The sequence below is a fragment of the Escherichia coli genome, assembly GCF_036503815.1.
Classification (GTDB): Bacteria; Pseudomonadota; Gammaproteobacteria; order Enterobacterales; family Enterobacteriaceae; genus Escherichia; species Escherichia coli_F.
This window is the reverse complement of sequence record NZ_AP027764.1, coordinates 3620640-3636728: the sequence shown is the minus strand read 5'-3', so window position 1 is coordinate 3636728 and position 16089 is coordinate 3620640. Positions and strand designations below refer to the sequence as shown.

The following is a 16089-nucleotide window of genomic DNA, read 5'->3' as shown; positions in this document are numbered from 1 at the left end:
TTTAGCGGCCCCATTTATTTCTCACTTTTCCGCCTCATCATCGCGCGTTAATTTCTTTTCATAATCGCGTTTTACAATATCCAGCGCGCGCAGCACGGTGCGCGCTGGGATCTGATTTTCTTCCAGCAGCACAATCAAATCGACAGCCAGTTTGACATCGTCAGGGGCATTTTCCAGTGACATACTCTCTCCATTGCTAGCGGGTTAAACGCGCTAACCTGTTTTCGATTTTTTCCAGCGCATGGCGGCAGCGTGCCAGGCGCGCTTCATAAGCTTCTACTTCACGATGCAGCGTTTGCTGTTCCACGAGATCGGTCACCCGCGGCAGGCGGGCTTTACGTTCGGCAACCATCTCACGAAGTCGCCGCTCAAAATCCTGATGCTGAATACGTTTACGCTGCCAGCGGGCAATTTTCGGTGGCGCACTGTCCCACTCGCGCAATGACCAGGCGGAGGCTTCACGCGCGATGGCTTCCAGTTGTGCAGCCAGATGTTCCGCCAGCCATGCCACTTGCGGCAGCTGTTGCTGCTCAACCGCATGACGAAGCGCAGCCAGATTATCGCCCGCCTCATCGAGACAAGCCTGTAGTGTTGTCGCACGGGTCTGAAAAAGGTGCCTGTCAAAACGGGCACTTAGCGTGGCAAATTGCGCTACCGGGGCACAACGCTGACGCAGCGTGGCGAGCTGTCCTTCCAGTTTTTCCAGCAGCAGGGCGGTTTTCACGATAAGACCTCAATGAAAATGATAATTGTTATGCTAAAGTAGCCACTCTGTAAGCTGACAACACTCAATATGCAACGAATCATTTTAATCATCATTGGCTGGCTGGCGGTAGTGCTGGGTACGCTGGGCGTGGTATTACCGGTATTACCGACGACGCCGTTTATCCTGCTGGCGGCCTGGTGCTTTGCCCGTTCTTCCCCGCGCTTTCACGCCTGGTTGCTGTACCGCTCATGGTTTGGCAGCTATCTACGTTTCTGGCAGAAACATCATGCGATGCCGCGCGGCGTCAAACCGCGGGCGATTTTGCTTATTTTGCTCACGTTTGCCATTTCTCTGTGGTTCGTCCAGATGCCATGGGTGCGCATCATGTTGCTGGTAATTCTCGCCTGTTTGCTTTTTTATATGTGGCGAATTCCGGTGATTGATGAAAAGCAAGAAAAGCACTGAAGCACAACAATCGCAGTTGCAATTATTGCGTACAGCCAGTACATTCTGGCGTTTTCGAGCACAGGCGCAGGCGGTCAAAGGTTAAACAACTGTTACTTTTGATACGTTTAAAACGCGCCGTGAGTACCACCGTAACAAGCAGGCATACACTTATGACCGCGACTGCACAGCAGCTTGAGTATCTCAAAAATAGCATCAAAAGCATTCAGGACTACCCAAAACCCGGCATTCTTTTCCGTGATGTCACCAGCTTACTGGAAGACCCGAAAGCTTACGCTCTCAGCATCGACTTGCTGGTTGAGCGTTACAAAAATGCGGGCATTACCAAAGTTGTCGGCACCGAAGCGCGTGGCTTCTTGTTTGGCGCTCCGGTAGCTCTGGGTCTGGGCGTTGGCTTTGTACCGGTCCGTAAACCGGGCAAACTGCCGCGTGAAACCATCAGTGAAACTTACGATCTGGAATACGGCACCGATCAGCTGGAAATCCACGTTGATGCCATCAAACCGGGCGATAAAGTTCTGGTGGTGGACGATCTGCTGGCAACCGGCGGCACTATTGAAGCGACGGTTAAACTGATCCGTCGTCTGGGTGGTGAAGTGGCTGACGCTGCGTTCATTATCAACCTGTTCGATCTCGGCGGCGAACAGCGTCTGGAAAAACAGGGCATTACCAGCTACAGCCTTGTCCCGTTCCCGGGCCATTAATTATCGCCAGTCTTGTGCTGTCCACGCTACGGACAGCACAAGATGTGCATTCAGCCTCGCCGTTCTGACGGGGCTGTGTTAGCATTACCCCTTCGTGAATCCACCTTCCAGCGTTTCAGAGCCTGCCAATGAGTTATCAGGTCTTAGCCCGAAAATGGCGCCCACAAACCTTTGCTGACGTCGTCGGCCAGGAACATGTGCTGACCGCACTGGCGAACGGCTTGTCGTTAGGGCGTATTCATCATGCTTATCTTTTTTCCGGCACCCGTGGCGTCGGAAAAACCTCTATCGCCCGACTGCTGGCGAAGGGGCTAAACTGCGAAACCGGCATTACCGCGACGCCGTGCGGCGTGTGCGATAACTGTCGTGAAATTGAGCAGGGGCGCTTTGTCGATCTGATTGAGATCGACGCCGCCTCGCGTACCAAAGTCGAAGATACCCGCGACCTGCTGGATAACGTCCAGTACGCGCCAGCGCGTGGTCGTTTTAAAGTTTATCTGATCGACGAAGTGCATATGCTGTCGCGCCACAGCTTTAACGCACTGTTAAAAACCCTTGAAGAACCGCCGGAGCACGTCAAGTTTCTGCTGGCGACGACCGATCCGCAGAAATTGCCGGTGACGATTTTGTCACGCTGCCTGCAATTTCATCTTAAGGCGCTGGATGTCGAGCAAATTCGCCATCAGCTTGAGCACATCCTCAACGAAGAACATATCGCTCACGAGCCGCGGGCGCTGCAACTGCTGGCGCGCGCCGCTGAAGGCAGCTTGCGAGATGCCTTAAGTTTAACCGACCAGGCAATTGCCAGCGGTGACGGACAGGTTTCAACACAGGCGGTCAGTGCGATGCTGGGTACGCTTGACGACGATCAGGCGCTGTCGCTGGTTGAAGCGATGGTTGAAGCCAACGGCGAGCGTGTAATGTCGCTGATTAATGAAGCCGCCGCTCGTGGTATTGAGTGGGAAGCGTTGCTGGTAGAAATGCTCGGCCTGTTGCACCGCATTGCAATGGTGCAACTTTCCCCTGCTGCGCTGGGCAACGACATGGCCGCCATCGAGCTGCGGATGCGTGAACTGGCGCGCACCATACCGCCGACGGATATTCAGCTTTACTATCAAACGCTGTTGATTGGTCGCAAAGAATTACCGTATGCGCCGGACCGCCGCATGGGCGTTGAGATGACGCTGTTGCGCGCACTGGCGTTTCATCCGCGTATGCCGCTGCCTGAGCCAGAAGTGCCACGCCAGTCTTTTGCGCCCGTCGCGCCAACGGCAGTAATGACGCCAACCCAGGTGCCGCCGCAACCGCAATCAGCTCCGCAGCAGGCACCGACTGTACCGCTCTCAGAAACCACCAGCCAGGTGTTGGCGGCGCGCCAACAACTGCAGCGCGCACAGGGAGCAACCAAAGCAAAAAAGAGTGAACCGGCAGCCGCTACCCGCGCGCGGCCGGTGAATAACGCTGCGCTGGAAAGACTGGCTTCGGTCACCGATCGCGTTCAGGCGCGTCCGGTGCCATCGGCGCTGGAAAAAGCGCCAGCCAAAAAAGAAGCGTATCGCTGGAAGGCGACCACTCCAGTGATGCAGCAAAAAGAAGTGGTCGCCACGCCGAAGGCGCTAAAAAAAGCGCTGGAACATGAAAAAACGCCGGAACTGGCGGCGAAGCTGGCGGCAGAAGCCATTGAGCGCGACCCGTGGGCGGCTCAGGTGAGTCAACTTTCGCTACCAAAACTGGTCGAACAGGTGGCGTTAAATGCCTGGAAAGAGGAGAGCGACAACGCAGTATGTCTGCATTTGCGCTCCTCTCAGCGGCATTTAAACAACCGCGGTGCACAGCAAAAACTGGCTGAAGCGTTGAGCACGTTAAAAGGTTCAACGGTTGAACTGACTATCGTTGAAGATGATAATCCCGCGGTGCGCACGCCGCTGGAATGGCGTCAGGCGATATACGAAGAAAAACTTGCGCAGGCGCGCGAGTCCATTATTGCGGATAATAATATTCAGACCCTGCGTCGATTCTTCGATGCGGAGCTGGATGAAGAAAGTATCCGCCCCATTTGATCGTAAGCACAGCTTACGTTCGTCATCCTTAACGTGATTGAGAGAGAAACCTATGTTTGGTAAAGGCGGTCTGGGTAACCTGATGAAGCAAGCCCAGCAGATGCAAGAAAAAATGCAGAAAATGCAGGAAGAGATCGCGCAGCTGGAAGTGACCGGCGAATCTGGCGCAGGTCTGGTAAAAGTGACCATCAACGGTGCACACAACTGCCGTCGCGTAGAGATCGACCCGAGCCTGCTGGAAGACGACAAAGAGATGCTGGAAGACCTGGTGGCTGCAGCATTCAACGACGCGGCACGTCGTATCGAAGAAACGCAGAAAGAAAAAATGGCCTCTGTATCCTCCGGAATGCAGCTGCCGCCTGGCTTTAAGATGCCGTTCTGATGCAAACCAGCCCGCTGTTAACACAGCTTATGGAAGCACTGCGCTGTCTGCCGGGCGTGGGCCCGAAGTCGGCGCAGCGTATGGCGTTCACGCTGCTTCAGCGCGATCGTAGCGGCGGGATGCGTCTGGCGCAGGCGCTCACCCGGGCGATGTCGGAAATCGGCCACTGCGCCGATTGCCGCACCTTCACCGAACAGGAAGTCTGTAACATCTGTTCGAATCCGCGTCGTCAGGAAAACGGTCAAATCTGCGTGGTGGAGAGTCCGGCGGACATTTACGCCATTGAGCAGACGGGGCAGTTTTCAGGTCGTTATTTTGTGTTGATGGGACATCTGTCACCGCTGGACGGCATCGGTCCGGATGATATCGGCCTTGATCGTCTGGAACAGCGTCTGGCAGAGGAAAAAATCACTGAAGTGATCCTCGCCACCAACCCCACGGTTGAAGGTGAAGCTACCGCTAACTACATTGCCGAGCTTTGCGCGCAATATGACGTGGAAGCCAGCCGAATCGCTCATGGCGTACCGGTTGGCGGCGAACTGGAAATGGTCGATGGCACCACGCTGTCACACTCCCTTGCCGGGCGTCATAAGATTCGTTTTTAAGCAAACGAGAGCAGGATCACCTGCTCTCGCTTGAAATTATTCTCCCTTGTCCCCATCTCTCCCTCATCCTGTTTTTAACCTTAAAATGGCATTATTGAGGTAGACCTACATGAAAGGACAAGAAACTCGTGGTTTTCAGTCAGAAGTGAAACAGCTTCTGCACCTGATGATCCATTCTCTCTATTCCAATAAAGAAATCTTCCTGCGTGAGCTTATCTCTAACGCCTCCGATGCGGCGGACAAGCTGCGTTTCCGCGCGCTCTCTAACCCGGACCTGTACGAAGGTGATGGCGAACTGCGCGTTCGTGTCTCTTTCGATAAAGACAAGCGTACGCTGACCATTTCCGACAACGGCGTGGGGATGACCCGCGACGAAGTAATTGACCATCTGGGGACTATCGCTAAATCCGGCACCAAATCATTCCTCGAATCCCTGGGTTCTGACCAGGCGAAAGACAGCCAACTGATCGGTCAGTTTGGTGTTGGTTTCTACTCTGCGTTTATCGTGGCCGACAAAGTGACCGTGCGTACTCGCGCGGCAGGCGAAAAACCAGAAAACGGCGTCTTCTGGGAATCGGCTGGCGAAGGTGAATATACCGTTGCCGACATCACCAAAGAAGATCGTGGTACTGAAATCACCCTGCATCTGCGTGAAGGCGAAGACGAGTTCCTCGATGACTGGCGCGTGCGTTCCATCATCAGCAAATACTCCGACCATATCGCGCTGCCGGTAGAGATCGAAAAACGCGAAGAGAAAGACGGCGAAACCGTTATTTCCTGGGAGAAAATCAACAAAGCGCAGGCTCTGTGGACCCGTAACAAGTCGGAAATCACCGACGAAGAGTACAAAGAGTTCTACAAACACATCGCCCACGACTTTAACGATCCGCTGACCTGGAGCCACAACCGTGTCGAAGGTAAGCAGGAGTACACCAGCCTGCTGTACATCCCGTCGCAGGCACCGTGGGATATGTGGAACCGCGATCATAAACACGGCCTGAAACTGTATGTTCAGCGTGTGTTCATCATGGACGACGCAGAACAGTTCATGCCGAACTATCTGCGCTTCGTGCGTGGTCTGATTGACTCCAGCGATCTGCCGCTGAATGTTTCCCGTGAAATCCTCCAGGACAGCACGGTAACCCGCAACCTGCGCAATGCGCTGACCAAGCGTGTGCTGCAAATGCTGGAAAAACTGGCGAAAGACGACGCGGAAAAATACCAGACCTTCTGGCAACAGTTTGGCCTGGTGCTGAAAGAAGGTCCGGCGGAAGATTTCGCTAACCAGGAAGCGATCGCCAAACTGCTGCGTTTTGCTTCTACACATACCGACACTTCTGCGCAGACCGTGTCTCTGGAAGACTACGTTTCCCGCATGAAAGAAGGGCAGGAGAAAATCTACTACATCACCGCAGACAGCTATGCGGCAGCGAAGAGCAGCCCGCACCTGGAACTGCTGCGTAAGAAAGGCATCGAAGTTCTGCTGCTTTCCGACCGCATTGATGAGTGGATGATGAACTATCTGACTGAGTTCGACGGTAAACCGTTCCAGTCTGTGTCTAAAGTTGACGAGTCGCTGGAAAAACTGGCTGACGAAGTTGATGAGAGCGCGAAAGAAGCGGAGAAAGCACTGACTCCGTTCATCGACCGTGTGAAAGCCCTGCTCGGCGAGCGCGTGAAAGATGTCCGTCTGACTCACCGTCTGACCGATACGCCAGCGATCGTTTCGACCGACGCGGACGAAATGAGCACCCAGATGGCGAAACTGTTCGCTGCGGCGGGCCAGAAAGTACCAGAAGTGAAATACATCTTCGAACTGAACCCGGATCACGTACTGGTGAAACGTGCGGCAGATACTGAAGATGAAGCGAAGTTCAGCGAGTGGGTAGAACTGCTGCTGGATCAGGCGCTGCTGGCAGAGCGCGGTACACTGGAAGATCCGAACCTGTTTATTCGCCGTATGAACCAGCTGCTGGTTTCCTGATGTAATGCCGGATGACCCTCGTGTCATCCGGCATTTTTCTTTTCATCATCTGTCCTTTCCGCAAATTATCTCGCCATTAACCGTTTCAGCCTCAGGTGCCTTTCTTGAGGCAATCGCCTGATGGTGGTATCGTTTATCGCTTTTTCAAAAAATTCGACACATTTTAAGGGGATTTTCGCAATGCGTATCATTCTGCTTGGCGCTCCGGGCGCGGGGAAAGGGACTCAGGCTCAGTTCATCATGGAGAAATATGGTATTCCGCAAATCTCCACTGGCGATATGCTGCGTGCTGCGGTCAAATCTGGCTCCGAGCTGGGTAAACAAGCAAAAGACATTATGGATGCTGGCAAACTGGTCACCGACGAGCTGGTGATCGCGCTGGTTAAAGAGCGTATTGCTCAGGAAGACTGCCGTAATGGTTTCCTGTTGGATGGCTTCCCGCGTACCATTCCGCAGGCAGACGCGATGAAAGAAGCGGGCATCAACGTTGATTACGTTCTGGAATTCGACGTACCGGACGAACTGATTGTTGACCGTATCGTAGGCCGCCGCGTTCACGCGCCGTCTGGTCGTGTATATCACGTTAAATTCAATCCGCCGAAAGTAGAAGGCAAAGACGACGTTACCGGTGAAGAACTGACTACCCGTAAAGACGATCAGGAAGAAACCGTGCGTAAACGTCTGGTTGAATACCATCAGATGACTGCGCCGCTGATCGGCTACTACTCCAAAGAAGCGGAAGCGGGTAACACCAAATACGCGAAAGTTGACGGCACCAAGCCGGTTGCTGAAGTTCGCGCTGATCTGGAAAAAATCCTCGGCTAATTCGAAAGCGCGCACGGACAGTCCCTTCGCTCCTTCGGGGAGAGGGTGAGGGGAACAGGCCTACAAACTTGTCAGTTTGTAGGCCGGATAAGGCGTTCGCGCCGCATCCGGCATGAACAAAGCGCACTTTGCCAGCAACTGGAGGCTGGATACGCTTCCGGCCTTTAACAAGGACGTAAATATGCGTTATCGCTGTTTATTACCAACAGGTATTTTATTGCTTGCGTCATTGCTGACAGGGTGTGAAATGCCTATGTGTTACGTCGGTGTAGCTCTTTCTCATGTTACAAGTAATGATAAAGTTAATGAAAAACAAGAGCTTCCTGATGCTCAGGTGGGCCAGTATTACGAAACCGTCGTAAAAACGACCATAAGTTGGTATGAAGCCCCGGACATTCGTCCCGAAAAGCCTGAAACTTTGCCTGAAGGCATACAAATGTCATTGTGGGCAAAAAACAAAGAGGGTGAACTTTTCCCCATCACGGAAGAAAATGCAGAGTTTCTGAAAAAGAATACAGATTCTCTGACCGAAGAGGCGTGGGTAAAATTTTCAGGCACTCCCCAGAAAGCCGGAGAGTATACGATCAGGACCACTTTCAGAACGCCTACACCAATGTGTGGTAGGGCATCAAATTTAATCTGGCCATATACACTTAACGTCAATGGTACCCCCGTGACGCAATAGCACCTTCTGGAAAATCTGGCGCTGGCAAAAATCTCTCATTAAAGATACAGCGCCTTATGATATTTTCTGATTTAGCCTCTCACAGCAATTAGTTCTTCTTCTTCACTTTTCCGCTACAATTATCAACAAGTTGAATCGATAAGAGGCGGTAATGCGTCAAACTAAAACCGGTATTCTGCTGGCAAACCTGGGTACACCCGATGCCCCCACTCCTGAAGCGGTAAAACGCTACCTGAAACAATTTTTAAGCGACAGACGCGTGGTTGATACCTCACGGCTGTTGTGGTGGCCGTTGCTGCGCGGCGTAATTTTGCCGCTGCGCTCGCCGCGTGTGGCGAAGTTGTATGCCTCTGTCTGGATGGAAGGTGGCTCGCCGCTGATGGTTTACAGCCGTCAGCAACAGCAGGCGCTGGCACAACGCTTACCGGATATGCCCGTGGCGCTGGGAATGAGCTACGGCTCGCCATCACTGGAAAGCGCCGTAGATGAACTCCTGGCAGAGCATGTAGATCATATTGTGGTGCTGCCGCTTTATCCGCAATACTCCTGTTCAACGGTCGGTGCGGTATGGGATGAACTGGCACGCATTCTGGCGCGCAAACGTAGCATTCCGGGGATATCGTTTATTCGTGATTACGCCGATAACCACGATTACATTAATGCACTGGCGAACAGCGTACGTGCTTCTTTTGCCAAACATGGCGAACCGGATCTGCTGCTGCTCTCTTATCATGGCATTCCCCAGCGTTATGCAGATGAAGGCGATGATTATCCGCAACGTTGCCGCACAACGACTCGCGAACTGGCTTCCGCACTGGGGATGGCACCGGAAAAAGTGATGATGACCTTTCAGTCGCGCTTTGGGCGGGAACCCTGGCTGATGCCTTATACCGACGAAACGCTGAAAATGCTCGGAGAAAAAGGCGTAGGTCATATTCAGGTGATGTGCCCGGGCTTTGCTGCAGATTGTCTGGAGACGCTGGAAGAGATTGCCGAGCAAAACCGTGAGGTCTTCCTCGGTGCGGGCGGGAAAAAATACGAATATATTCCGGCGCTTAATGCCACACCGGAACATATCGAAATGATGGCTAATCTTGTTGCCGCGTATCGCTAAAGCTGAGCGGTAAAGAACTGAGCGCCGTCGCGAAGAGCCTCGTCGGCGGCTTTCATCATCCGTGAATAATGCAAAAAGGCGTGCAGCGTGCCTGGGTAGAGTTTGAACTCACAGGGCTGCTGATGCGCCGCTAACGTCTGGTAAAGCAGACGGCTGTCATCCAGCAGCGGATCGAACTCCGCCCCGGCAATAAAACAGGGCGGAACTTCGCGAGTGAGATCATTATTAAACAGGCAGTAATACGGCGACTCGCGGTCCGCGTCGTTGCTTAAATACGCCTCTTCATACATCTGTAAATCCTGTTGCGTTAAGCCATCCCAGACACCGCCCAACAGACGACGAGTCACGGAATCCCGTAATCCGTAAAGCCCATACCACAGCAAAACACCCGCAACTTCACCGCAATCTATCTGTTTATCACGTAACCACAACGCACTGGCGAGCGCCAGCATTGCGCCTGCAGAATCACCGGCAAAACCAATGCGTGACATATTGATTTGATAATCCTCTGCCTGCTGGTGGAAGTGGCAACAGGCAGCCACAATTTCCTCTATTGCCTGCGGAAAACGTGCTTCCGGCGAAAGAGTGTAAGCAATACCAATCACTGTACATTGGGTGTAACTTGCCAGCAGTCGCATAATCCGATCGTGGGTATCAAGATTGCCGAGAATAAAACCACCACCATGCAGATAAAATAGTGTCGCCGGGCTGTGACTTTTGGGTGAGTAGAGGCGAGTCTCGACCTGACCATAAGGTGTGGGAACCATGTAAGCGCTGGTTGCCATTTCTGGAGCTCCAGCATTCCAGAATCGGCGCTCAAGCGTGTAATACTGACGTTGCTCAGCAATCGTTCCCGTTGCGGGCCAGGGCGGTAAATCCGGCTGAAGAGTATTCACAACGGTCTTCATTTCAGCAGAAATAAGGTCCAGAACGGGTAATTTGTTTTCCGGCTTCATGCAAAAACTCCTTTCAAATTACGTCATTGTAAGGAACCACTGCCATGAAAATGCGATCCCGCCTGCTGATATTGAAACTGGCTGCGTCTCGCGCGCTCCCGTCAGATTGTGTTAACATTCGCCGCTCAGTTAACCACCCGTAAAAACAACCATGAAATTTCCCGGCAAACGTAAATCCAAACATTATTTTCCCGTAAACGCACGCGATCCGCTGCTTCAGCAATTCCAGCCAGAAAACGAAACCAGCGCTGCCTGGGTAGTGGGTATCGATCAAACGCTGGTCGATATTGAAGCGAAAGTGGATGATGAGTTCATTGAGCGTTATGGATTAAGCGCCGGGCATTCACTGGTGATTGAGGATGATGTTGCCGAAGCACTTTATCAGGAGCTGAAACAGAAAAACCTGATTACTCATCAGTTTGCAGGTGGCACCATTGGTAACACCATGCACAACTACTCGGTGCTCGCGGACGACCGTTCGGTGCTGCTGGGCGTCATGTGCAGCAATATTGAAATTGGCAGCTATGCCTATCGTTACCTATGTAACACCTCCAGCCGTACCGATCTTAACTATCTACAAGGCGTGGATGGCCCGATTGGTCGTTGCTTTACGCTGATTGGCGAGTCCGGGGAACGTACCTTTGCTATCAGCCCTGGACATATGAACCAGCTGAGGGCGGAAAGCATCCCGGAAGATGTGATTGCCGGAGCCTCGGCACTGGTTCTCACTTCTTATCTGGTGCGTTGTAAGCCGGGTGAACCCATGCCGGAAGCAACCATGAAAGCCATTGAGTATGCGAAGAAATATAACGTACCGGTGGTACTGACACTGGGTACCAAGTTTGTCATTGCCGAGAATCCGCAGTGGTGGCAGCAATTCCTCAAAGATCACGTCTCTATCCTTGCGATGAACGAAGATGAAGCGGAAGCGTTGACCGGAGAGAGTGATCCGTTGTTGGCATCTGACAAGGCGCTGGACTGGGTTGATCTGGTGCTGTGTACCGCCGGACCAATCGGCTTGTATATGGCGGGCTTTACCGAAGACGAAGCGAAACGCAAAACCCAGCATCCGCTGCTGCCGGGCGCTATCGCGGAATTTAACCAGTATGAGTTTAGCCGCGCCATGCGCCATAAAGATTGCCAGAACCCGCTGCGCGTCTATTCTCACATTGCGCCTTATATGGGTGGGCCGGAAAAGATCATGAACACCAACGGTGCCGGGGATGGCGCACTGGCAGCGTTGTTGCATGACATTACTGCTAATAGTTATCACCGTAGCAACGTACCAAACTCCAGCAAACATAAATTCACCTGGTTGACGTATTCGTCATTAGCGCAGGTGTGTAAATATGCTAACCGTGTGAGCTATCAGGTACTGAACCAGCATTCACCTCGTTTAACGCGTGGCTTACCGGAACGTGAAGACAGTCTGGAAGAGTCTTACTGGGATCGTTAAGTTATCGGACTGATGACAGTCGGATGCGGTGTAAACGCTTTATCCGACCAGCGGAAGATAGCACGCCCTTGCCGGATGCGTTAGCATCACATCCGGCTATGGTGCCAATGTCTTGACCCGTTACCACTTCAACCGCCGGTGGTGTTTCCAACATAGTGGTTTTTCCAACCAGGGCAATCCAGGGAAGCAGCAAGATGAAATACATTTCTGTGCCGCTCACACAACAGGCAATGGAACGTCTTGATTATGATTGCTGCAAGCCAAGCGATCTGTTCATTACCTTGCTCAACGGCACTTTACATATCTGTATCAATGACTTTGAAGATGAGTATGTCACGGATATACGTAAGCTTAAGCACATGGCTGCGCTTATTGAGCAAACGCTCATCACCCATCCTGAAAATTCATTCCTAAATATCTTGCTAATACAAACACGCCGGGCACTGGCAGCCAATACCGGCGTCTTTTTTTACTTCTGACATGGATGCATAGAATGCAAACGGTATGGTATCTGCAACATACGCATTTTGGCGAAATGAAAGGTATCGGCATTTATACCCGTTATGAACTGGCCTTGCAGGCCAAAAAGGACGTGGAAAATAAGCCTGGTTTTGTGGATTACCCGGAAAATTTTCAGTTTATTGAATACATCCTAAACCAGGATCTCTGGGGAGATTTTCCCGTTACACAGGTAGACGATCTTGTCGAGCCGATGGTGTACAGCCTGTGGCATATTCGTGATGATGAGGCCGATGATTATGCTTTCCTCGGCATTTATACCACTGCAAAACTGGCGGAGCAGGCCCGGGAACGAGCCTGCCGCTATTTTCAGGAAGATGCTGCAAATATTCAGCCTGATCAAGGGCAGCTTGATCGTACCTGGTGGGAAGAAGGATTCATTTCATGGGACGAAGCCTCAGAATTGATTGTCCCCAATGCCGGGTAATCATCCGGAAATGAAATCAATGTCTTACCCCGTCACCACTTCACCCGCCGGTGGCGTTTCCAGCAGTTCCAGCATAGTACGGGCGATTTCACGCTCGCCCATTACCACCTGATTCGCCCCGCGCTCGGTAATATATGCTACCTCGTCGTCATAATGGGCGCGGGCGATAATCTCAATATCCGGGTTTTTCGCGCGAGCAGACGCCACAATCTCGCCTGCTTCGTAACCATTGGGAATCGTCAGGATCAGCCATTTTGCGCATTCCAGATGCGCTAGTTGCATAATTTCTTCATTCGCCGCGTTGCCTAATACCGCCCGGACCCCGCGCTCGCGCAGTTCATCGACGCGAGTACGTGACGTCTCAATCACCACTAAAGGAATATCAGATGCGAGCAACTTCTCCCCCAGCAGGCTGCCCACACGACCATAACCTACCAGCAGCGCATGGTTGCAGATATCCACCGGAATCTGCTTCTCCTCTTCGATAGCTTCTTCCAGCGTCTGCTCTTCCAGCGTTTCGGTCTTCGCCAGATATTTCTCCAGCAGCGCGAACAGCACCGGGTTGAGCATAATCGACAAAATCGCCCCTGCCAGCACCAGGTTTTGTCCGGCCTGCGGCAACAGATCCAGCGCCATCCCCAGCCCCGCCAGGATAAAAGCGAACTCACCAATTTGCGCCAGGCTGGCGGCGATAGTTAATGCCGTACGTTGAGAGTGACCAAACAGTCGCACCAGGAAAAACGCGGCTAATGACTTACCAAACAGAATAATCGCCAGCGTCGCTAGCACCGCCAGTGGTTGCTGAATCAGAATTAACGGATCAAACAGCATTCCGACGGAGACAAAAAACAGCACCGCAAACGCGTCGCGCAATGGCAGCGTATCGTGGGCAGCACGGTGACTCAGTTCAGACTCGTTCAGTACCATCCCGGCGAAGAACGCGCCCAGCGCAAAGGAGACGTCAAACAGTTCCACCGCGCCAAAGGCAATCCCTAACGCCAGCGCTAGCACCGACAGGGTAAACAGCTCGCGGGAACCGGTTGCCGCGCTGCGTGCCATAATCCACGGCACCAGACGGCGACCTACCAGCATCATAATGGCGATAAATGCGATCACCTTGCCAATGGTGATCCCCATATCAACGGCCAGCGTCGCAAAGCCCACATCACCCTGTTCCATCATTCCTGCCACTGCGGGCAGCAATACCAGCGTCAGAACCATGACCAGGTCTTCCACAATCAACCAACCGATGGCGATTTGCCCACGCTGGCTGTCTATTAATTGCCGTTCTTCAAGTGCGCGCAGTAACACCACGGTACTGGCGGTGGAAAGACATAAACCGAACACGATACCGGTCATTAACGACCAGCCCAGCACGGCGGAGAGCGCCATACCCAGCAGCGTCGCCACGGCTATCTGGGCGATCGCGCCGGGAATGGCGATGGCCTTTACCGCCATCAAATCCTTCAGCGAAAAGTGCAAACCGACGCCGAACATCAGCAGAATAACGCCCAGCTCCGCCAGTTCCGGCGCAAGCTTGGTATCGGCAACAAAGCCCGGAGTGAATGGTCCTGCCAGCACACCCGCTAACAGATATCCCACCAGAGGAGAAATACGTAGTTTATTGGCCAGCATGCCGAGGATAAAGGCGAGCACAAGGCCGCCAACAATGGTGGTGATAAGCGGGGTGGCGTGATGCATTCCGTCTCCTTTTCCTGGTGGTTATTGTCCATTTTTGGCCGGGAAAACCAAAATTACAGGTAATAGTTTATGACAATTTCATTGATGATGTTTATGAATAATTGTTGAATTTTGCAGAAAAATGGAATTAGCGGCAAAAAAAGCACGGATCGGAAAACAGAAGGCGGTTTAACAGAGGAAAGGCTTATGGCGACTGTAAAACGATGCAGCCAAAGTTTGCCTTTGGCTGCAATGAAATCAGTCTTTATGCCGGTTATCAGGCAGGAATATGGTCAACATCCCCAATAGTGGCAGGAAAGCACAGATTTTATAGACTAACTCGATGCTGGTATGGTCGGCGATAAGCCCCAGAACTGCCGCTCCCAGACCTCCCATGCCGAAAGCAAAACCGAAAAAGAGTCCAGAAACCATACCGATACGTCCCGGAAGCAGCTCCTGAGCGTAGACCAGAATGGCAGAGAATGCCGAAGCGAGGATAAATCCAATAATCACCGTTAAAACCCCCGTCCAGTGCAGGCTGGCGTAGGGTAAAATCAGCGTAAACGGCGCAACGCCGAGGATAGAGCCCCAAATCACATATTTCCGTCCAATTTTATCCCCTACAGGCCCGCCGATCACCGTACCTGCCGCAACGGCAAACAGGAATGCAAACAGATGAAGCTGGGCATTCTGGATAGATAATCCGAATTTTTGCATCAGATAAAAGGTGTAATAGCTACTGATGCTCGCCATATAGAAATATTTCGAGAAAATCAGGATTAACAGAATGCTGACCGCCAGTACCACTTTGTTGCGCGGCAGTGGATTGATAATCGTCGCTTTGGGTTTGCCCTTATTCATTCGGTGCTGTGCAGAGTACCAACGGCTGATTTGCGCCAGCACCACGATAGCTAACAGAGCAGCCAGTACAAACCACGCCACGTTACCTTTGCCATAAGGTGCGATAATTACTGCCGCCAGCAAGGGACCAAGTGAACTGCCAAAGTTTCCGCCGACCTGAAAGATAGATTGCGCCAGGCCATGACGGCCACCAGACGCCATTCGGGCCACGCGTGAGGATTCCGGGTGAAAGACCGACGAACCAGTGCCGACCAACGCCGCCGCCAGCAGAACTGCGCCAAAACTGCCCGCCAGTGCCAGCAGCACCAGACCGCTCAAGGTAAAGCACATGCCAATCGGCAACGACCACGGCATCGGATATTTATCCGTCCAGTAGCCGACCACAGGTTGCAATAGTGAAGAGGCGAGCTGGAAGGTGAGGGTTATCATGCCAATTTGCATAAATGTCAGAGAAAATTCTGACTGAAGCAGGGGATAAATCGCCAGAATCAGCGATTGGATCATGTCGTTCAGCAGATGTGAGAAGCTGATAGCACCTAAAATACCAAACGATGTTCGGGCCTTGGTCGTTGACGCAGCAGCGCCAGCCACTGGCTGGGTTTGTTCACTCATTGCCATAGGAAAGTCACTTTTTCAGGGTTGCGATGTAAAGAATGATCT

The 16089-nt window shown here is 52.5% G+C and carries 17 protein-coding genes and 1 other annotated feature; of the genes, 12 read left to right on the top strand and 5 right to left on the bottom strand.

Translation table 11 applies throughout. The features are described from left to right. Window positions 1-21: 21 nt before the first annotated feature. Together rsmS and priC are read right to left on the bottom strand one after the other, a co-directional pair. On the bottom strand, window positions 22-183 hold the full coding sequence (rsmS, locus tag AABJ99_RS17415) for a pleiotropic regulatory protein RsmS (protein WP_000051146.1): 162 nt from the start codon (window positions 181-183) through the stop codon (window positions 22-24). Between the two features lie 13 nt (window positions 184-196). Further along, complete coding sequence (gene priC / locus AABJ99_RS17410; RefSeq protein WP_039020781.1) at window positions 197-724, bottom strand: primosomal replication protein N''; 528 nt, start codon at window positions 722-724, stop codon at window positions 197-199. Between the two features lie 69 nt (window positions 725-793). Here priC and ybaN point away from each other — a divergent pair, with 69 nt between their 5' ends. From ybaN to hemH, 9 genes are all read left to right on the top strand, one after another. Continuing rightward, window positions 794-1171, top strand: a complete 378-nt coding sequence (gene ybaN / locus AABJ99_RS17405; RefSeq protein WP_001188905.1) for a DUF454 family protein — start codon at window positions 794-796, stop codon at window positions 1169-1171. 152 nt (window positions 1172-1323) lie between these two features. Then, window positions 1324-1875 carry an adenine phosphoribosyltransferase gene (gene apt, locus AABJ99_RS17400; RefSeq protein ID WP_000127356.1) on the top strand — a complete coding sequence of 184 codons (552 nt, stop codon included), beginning with the start codon at window positions 1324-1326 and terminating at the stop codon, window positions 1873-1875. A gap of 128 nt (window positions 1876-2003) precedes the next feature. Further along, complete coding sequence (gene dnaX, locus AABJ99_RS17395) at window positions 2004-3935, top strand: DNA polymerase III subunit gamma/tau (protein WP_000122037.1); 1932 nt, start codon at window positions 2004-2006, stop codon at window positions 3933-3935. Next, window positions 3268-3332 (top strand) — a sequence feature (DnaX frameshifting element). Its footprint overlaps the gene before it by 65 nt. 52 nt (window positions 3936-3987) lie before the next feature. Further along, a complete protein-coding gene (ybaB, locus tag AABJ99_RS17390; RefSeq protein WP_000467098.1) occupies window positions 3988-4317 on the top strand; it encodes a YbaB/EbfC family nucleoid-associated protein in 330 nt (109 codons plus the stop codon). Further along, window positions 4317-4922: a recombination mediator RecR gene (gene recR, locus AABJ99_RS17385; RefSeq protein ID WP_001195025.1), complete on the top strand. Its 606-nt coding sequence runs from the start codon at window positions 4317-4319 to the stop codon at window positions 4920-4922. The genes ybaB and recR overlap by 1 nt, the downstream gene beginning before the upstream one ends. A 109-nt stretch (window positions 4923-5031) precedes the next feature. Beyond that, the gene (gene htpG, locus AABJ99_RS17380) at window positions 5032-6906 is read left to right on the top strand and encodes a molecular chaperone HtpG (RefSeq protein ID WP_039020780.1); all 1875 of its coding nucleotides are present in this window, start codon (window positions 5032-5034) and stop codon (window positions 6904-6906) included. Between the two features lie 180 nt (window positions 6907-7086). Further along, window positions 7087-7731: an adenylate kinase gene (gene adk, locus AABJ99_RS17375; protein ID WP_001220233.1), complete on the top strand. Its 645-nt coding sequence runs from the start codon at window positions 7087-7089 to the stop codon at window positions 7729-7731. Between the two features lie 181 nt (window positions 7732-7912). Continuing rightward, window positions 7913-8416, top strand: a complete 504-nt coding sequence (locus AABJ99_RS17370) for a hypothetical protein (protein ID WP_198444728.1) — start codon at window positions 7913-7915, stop codon at window positions 8414-8416. 151 nt (window positions 8417-8567) lie between these two features. Further along, window positions 8568-9530 carry a ferrochelatase gene (hemH, locus tag AABJ99_RS17365; protein ID WP_001250099.1) on the top strand — a complete coding sequence of 321 codons (963 nt, stop codon included), beginning with the start codon at window positions 8568-8570 and terminating at the stop codon, window positions 9528-9530. On the opposite strand, the gene aes is transcribed toward hemH, so the two are convergent. Further along, the gene (aes, locus tag AABJ99_RS17360) at window positions 9527-10486 is read right to left on the bottom strand and encodes an acetyl esterase (protein ID WP_039020779.1); all 960 of its coding nucleotides are present in this window, start codon (window positions 10484-10486) and stop codon (window positions 9527-9529) included. The genes hemH and aes overlap by 4 nt on opposite strands. 151 nt (window positions 10487-10637) lie before the next feature. Here aes and gsk point away from each other — a divergent pair, with 151 nt between their 5' ends. The 3 genes from gsk to AABJ99_RS17345 all read left to right on the top strand — a co-directional run bounded on the left by gsk (window position 10638) and on the right by AABJ99_RS17345 (window position 12888). After that, complete coding sequence (gsk, locus tag AABJ99_RS17355; RefSeq protein ID WP_000671574.1) at window positions 10638-11942, top strand: inosine/guanosine kinase; 1305 nt, start codon at window positions 10638-10640, stop codon at window positions 11940-11942. A 194-nt stretch (window positions 11943-12136) separates the two neighbouring features. Further along, entirely contained in the window at window positions 12137-12421 is a 285-nt protein-coding gene (locus AABJ99_RS17350; RefSeq protein WP_039020778.1) for a hypothetical protein, read from the top strand. 14 nt (window positions 12422-12435) lie between these two features. Continuing rightward, the gene (locus tag AABJ99_RS17345) at window positions 12436-12888 is read left to right on the top strand and encodes a hypothetical protein (protein ID WP_001195401.1); all 453 of its coding nucleotides are present in this window, start codon (window positions 12436-12438) and stop codon (window positions 12886-12888) included. A gap of 24 nt (window positions 12889-12912) precedes the next feature. Here the strand turns inward: AABJ99_RS17345 and ybaL are convergent, their stop codons facing one another. Both ybaL and fsr read right to left on the bottom strand, forming a co-directional pair. Further along, window positions 12913-14589 carry a YbaL family putative K(+) efflux transporter gene (gene ybaL / locus AABJ99_RS17340; RefSeq protein WP_000546224.1) on the bottom strand — a complete coding sequence of 559 codons (1677 nt, stop codon included), beginning with the start codon at window positions 14587-14589 and terminating at the stop codon, window positions 12913-12915. Between the two features lie 237 nt (window positions 14590-14826). Then, window positions 14827-16047 (bottom strand): fosmidomycin MFS transporter, encoded by a 1221-nt coding sequence (fsr, locus tag AABJ99_RS17335; protein ID WP_338387394.1) that lies wholly within the window; start codon window positions 16045-16047, stop codon window positions 14827-14829. Between the last annotated feature and the right edge of the window lie 42 nt (window positions 16048-16089).

Coding starts and splice junctions, on each gene's coding strand:
- hemH (WP_001250099.1), top strand. CDS start 8,568: ATGCGTCAAACTAAAACCGGTATTCTGCTGGCAAACCTGGGTACACCC.
- recR (WP_001195025.1), top strand. CDS start 4,317: ATGCAAACCAGCCCGCTGTTAACACAGCTTATGGAAGCACTGCGCTGT.
- ybaL (WP_000546224.1), bottom strand. CDS start 14,589: ATGCATCACGCCACCCCGCTTATCACCACCATTGTTGGCGGCCTTGTG.
- gsk (WP_000671574.1), top strand. CDS start 10,638: ATGAAATTTCCCGGCAAACGTAAATCCAAACATTATTTTCCCGTAAAC.
- dnaX (WP_000122037.1), top strand. CDS start 2,004: ATGAGTTATCAGGTCTTAGCCCGAAAATGGCGCCCACAAACCTTTGCT.
- AABJ99_RS17345 (WP_001195401.1), top strand. CDS start 12,436: ATGCAAACGGTATGGTATCTGCAACATACGCATTTTGGCGAAATGAAA.
- adk (WP_001220233.1), top strand. CDS start 7,087: ATGCGTATCATTCTGCTTGGCGCTCCGGGCGCGGGGAAAGGGACTCAG.
- rsmS (WP_000051146.1), bottom strand. CDS start 183: ATGTCACTGGAAAATGCCCCTGACGATGTCAAACTGGCTGTCGATTTG.
- aes (WP_039020779.1), bottom strand. CDS start 10,486: ATGAAGCCGGAAAACAAATTACCCGTTCTGGACCTTATTTCTGCTGAA.
- apt (WP_000127356.1), top strand. CDS start 1,324: ATGACCGCGACTGCACAGCAGCTTGAGTATCTCAAAAATAGCATCAAA.
- fsr (WP_338387394.1), bottom strand. CDS start 16,047: ATGGCAATGAGTGAACAAACCCAGCCAGTGGCTGGCGCTGCTGCGTCA.
- AABJ99_RS17370 (WP_198444728.1), top strand. CDS start 7,913: ATGCGTTATCGCTGTTTATTACCAACAGGTATTTTATTGCTTGCGTCA.
- ybaN (WP_001188905.1), top strand. CDS start 794: ATGCAACGAATCATTTTAATCATCATTGGCTGGCTGGCGGTAGTGCTG.
- htpG (WP_039020780.1), top strand. CDS start 5,032: ATGAAAGGACAAGAAACTCGTGGTTTTCAGTCAGAAGTGAAACAGCTT.
- ybaB (WP_000467098.1), top strand. CDS start 3,988: ATGTTTGGTAAAGGCGGTCTGGGTAACCTGATGAAGCAAGCCCAGCAG.
- AABJ99_RS17350 (WP_039020778.1), top strand. CDS start 12,137: ATGAAATACATTTCTGTGCCGCTCACACAACAGGCAATGGAACGTCTT.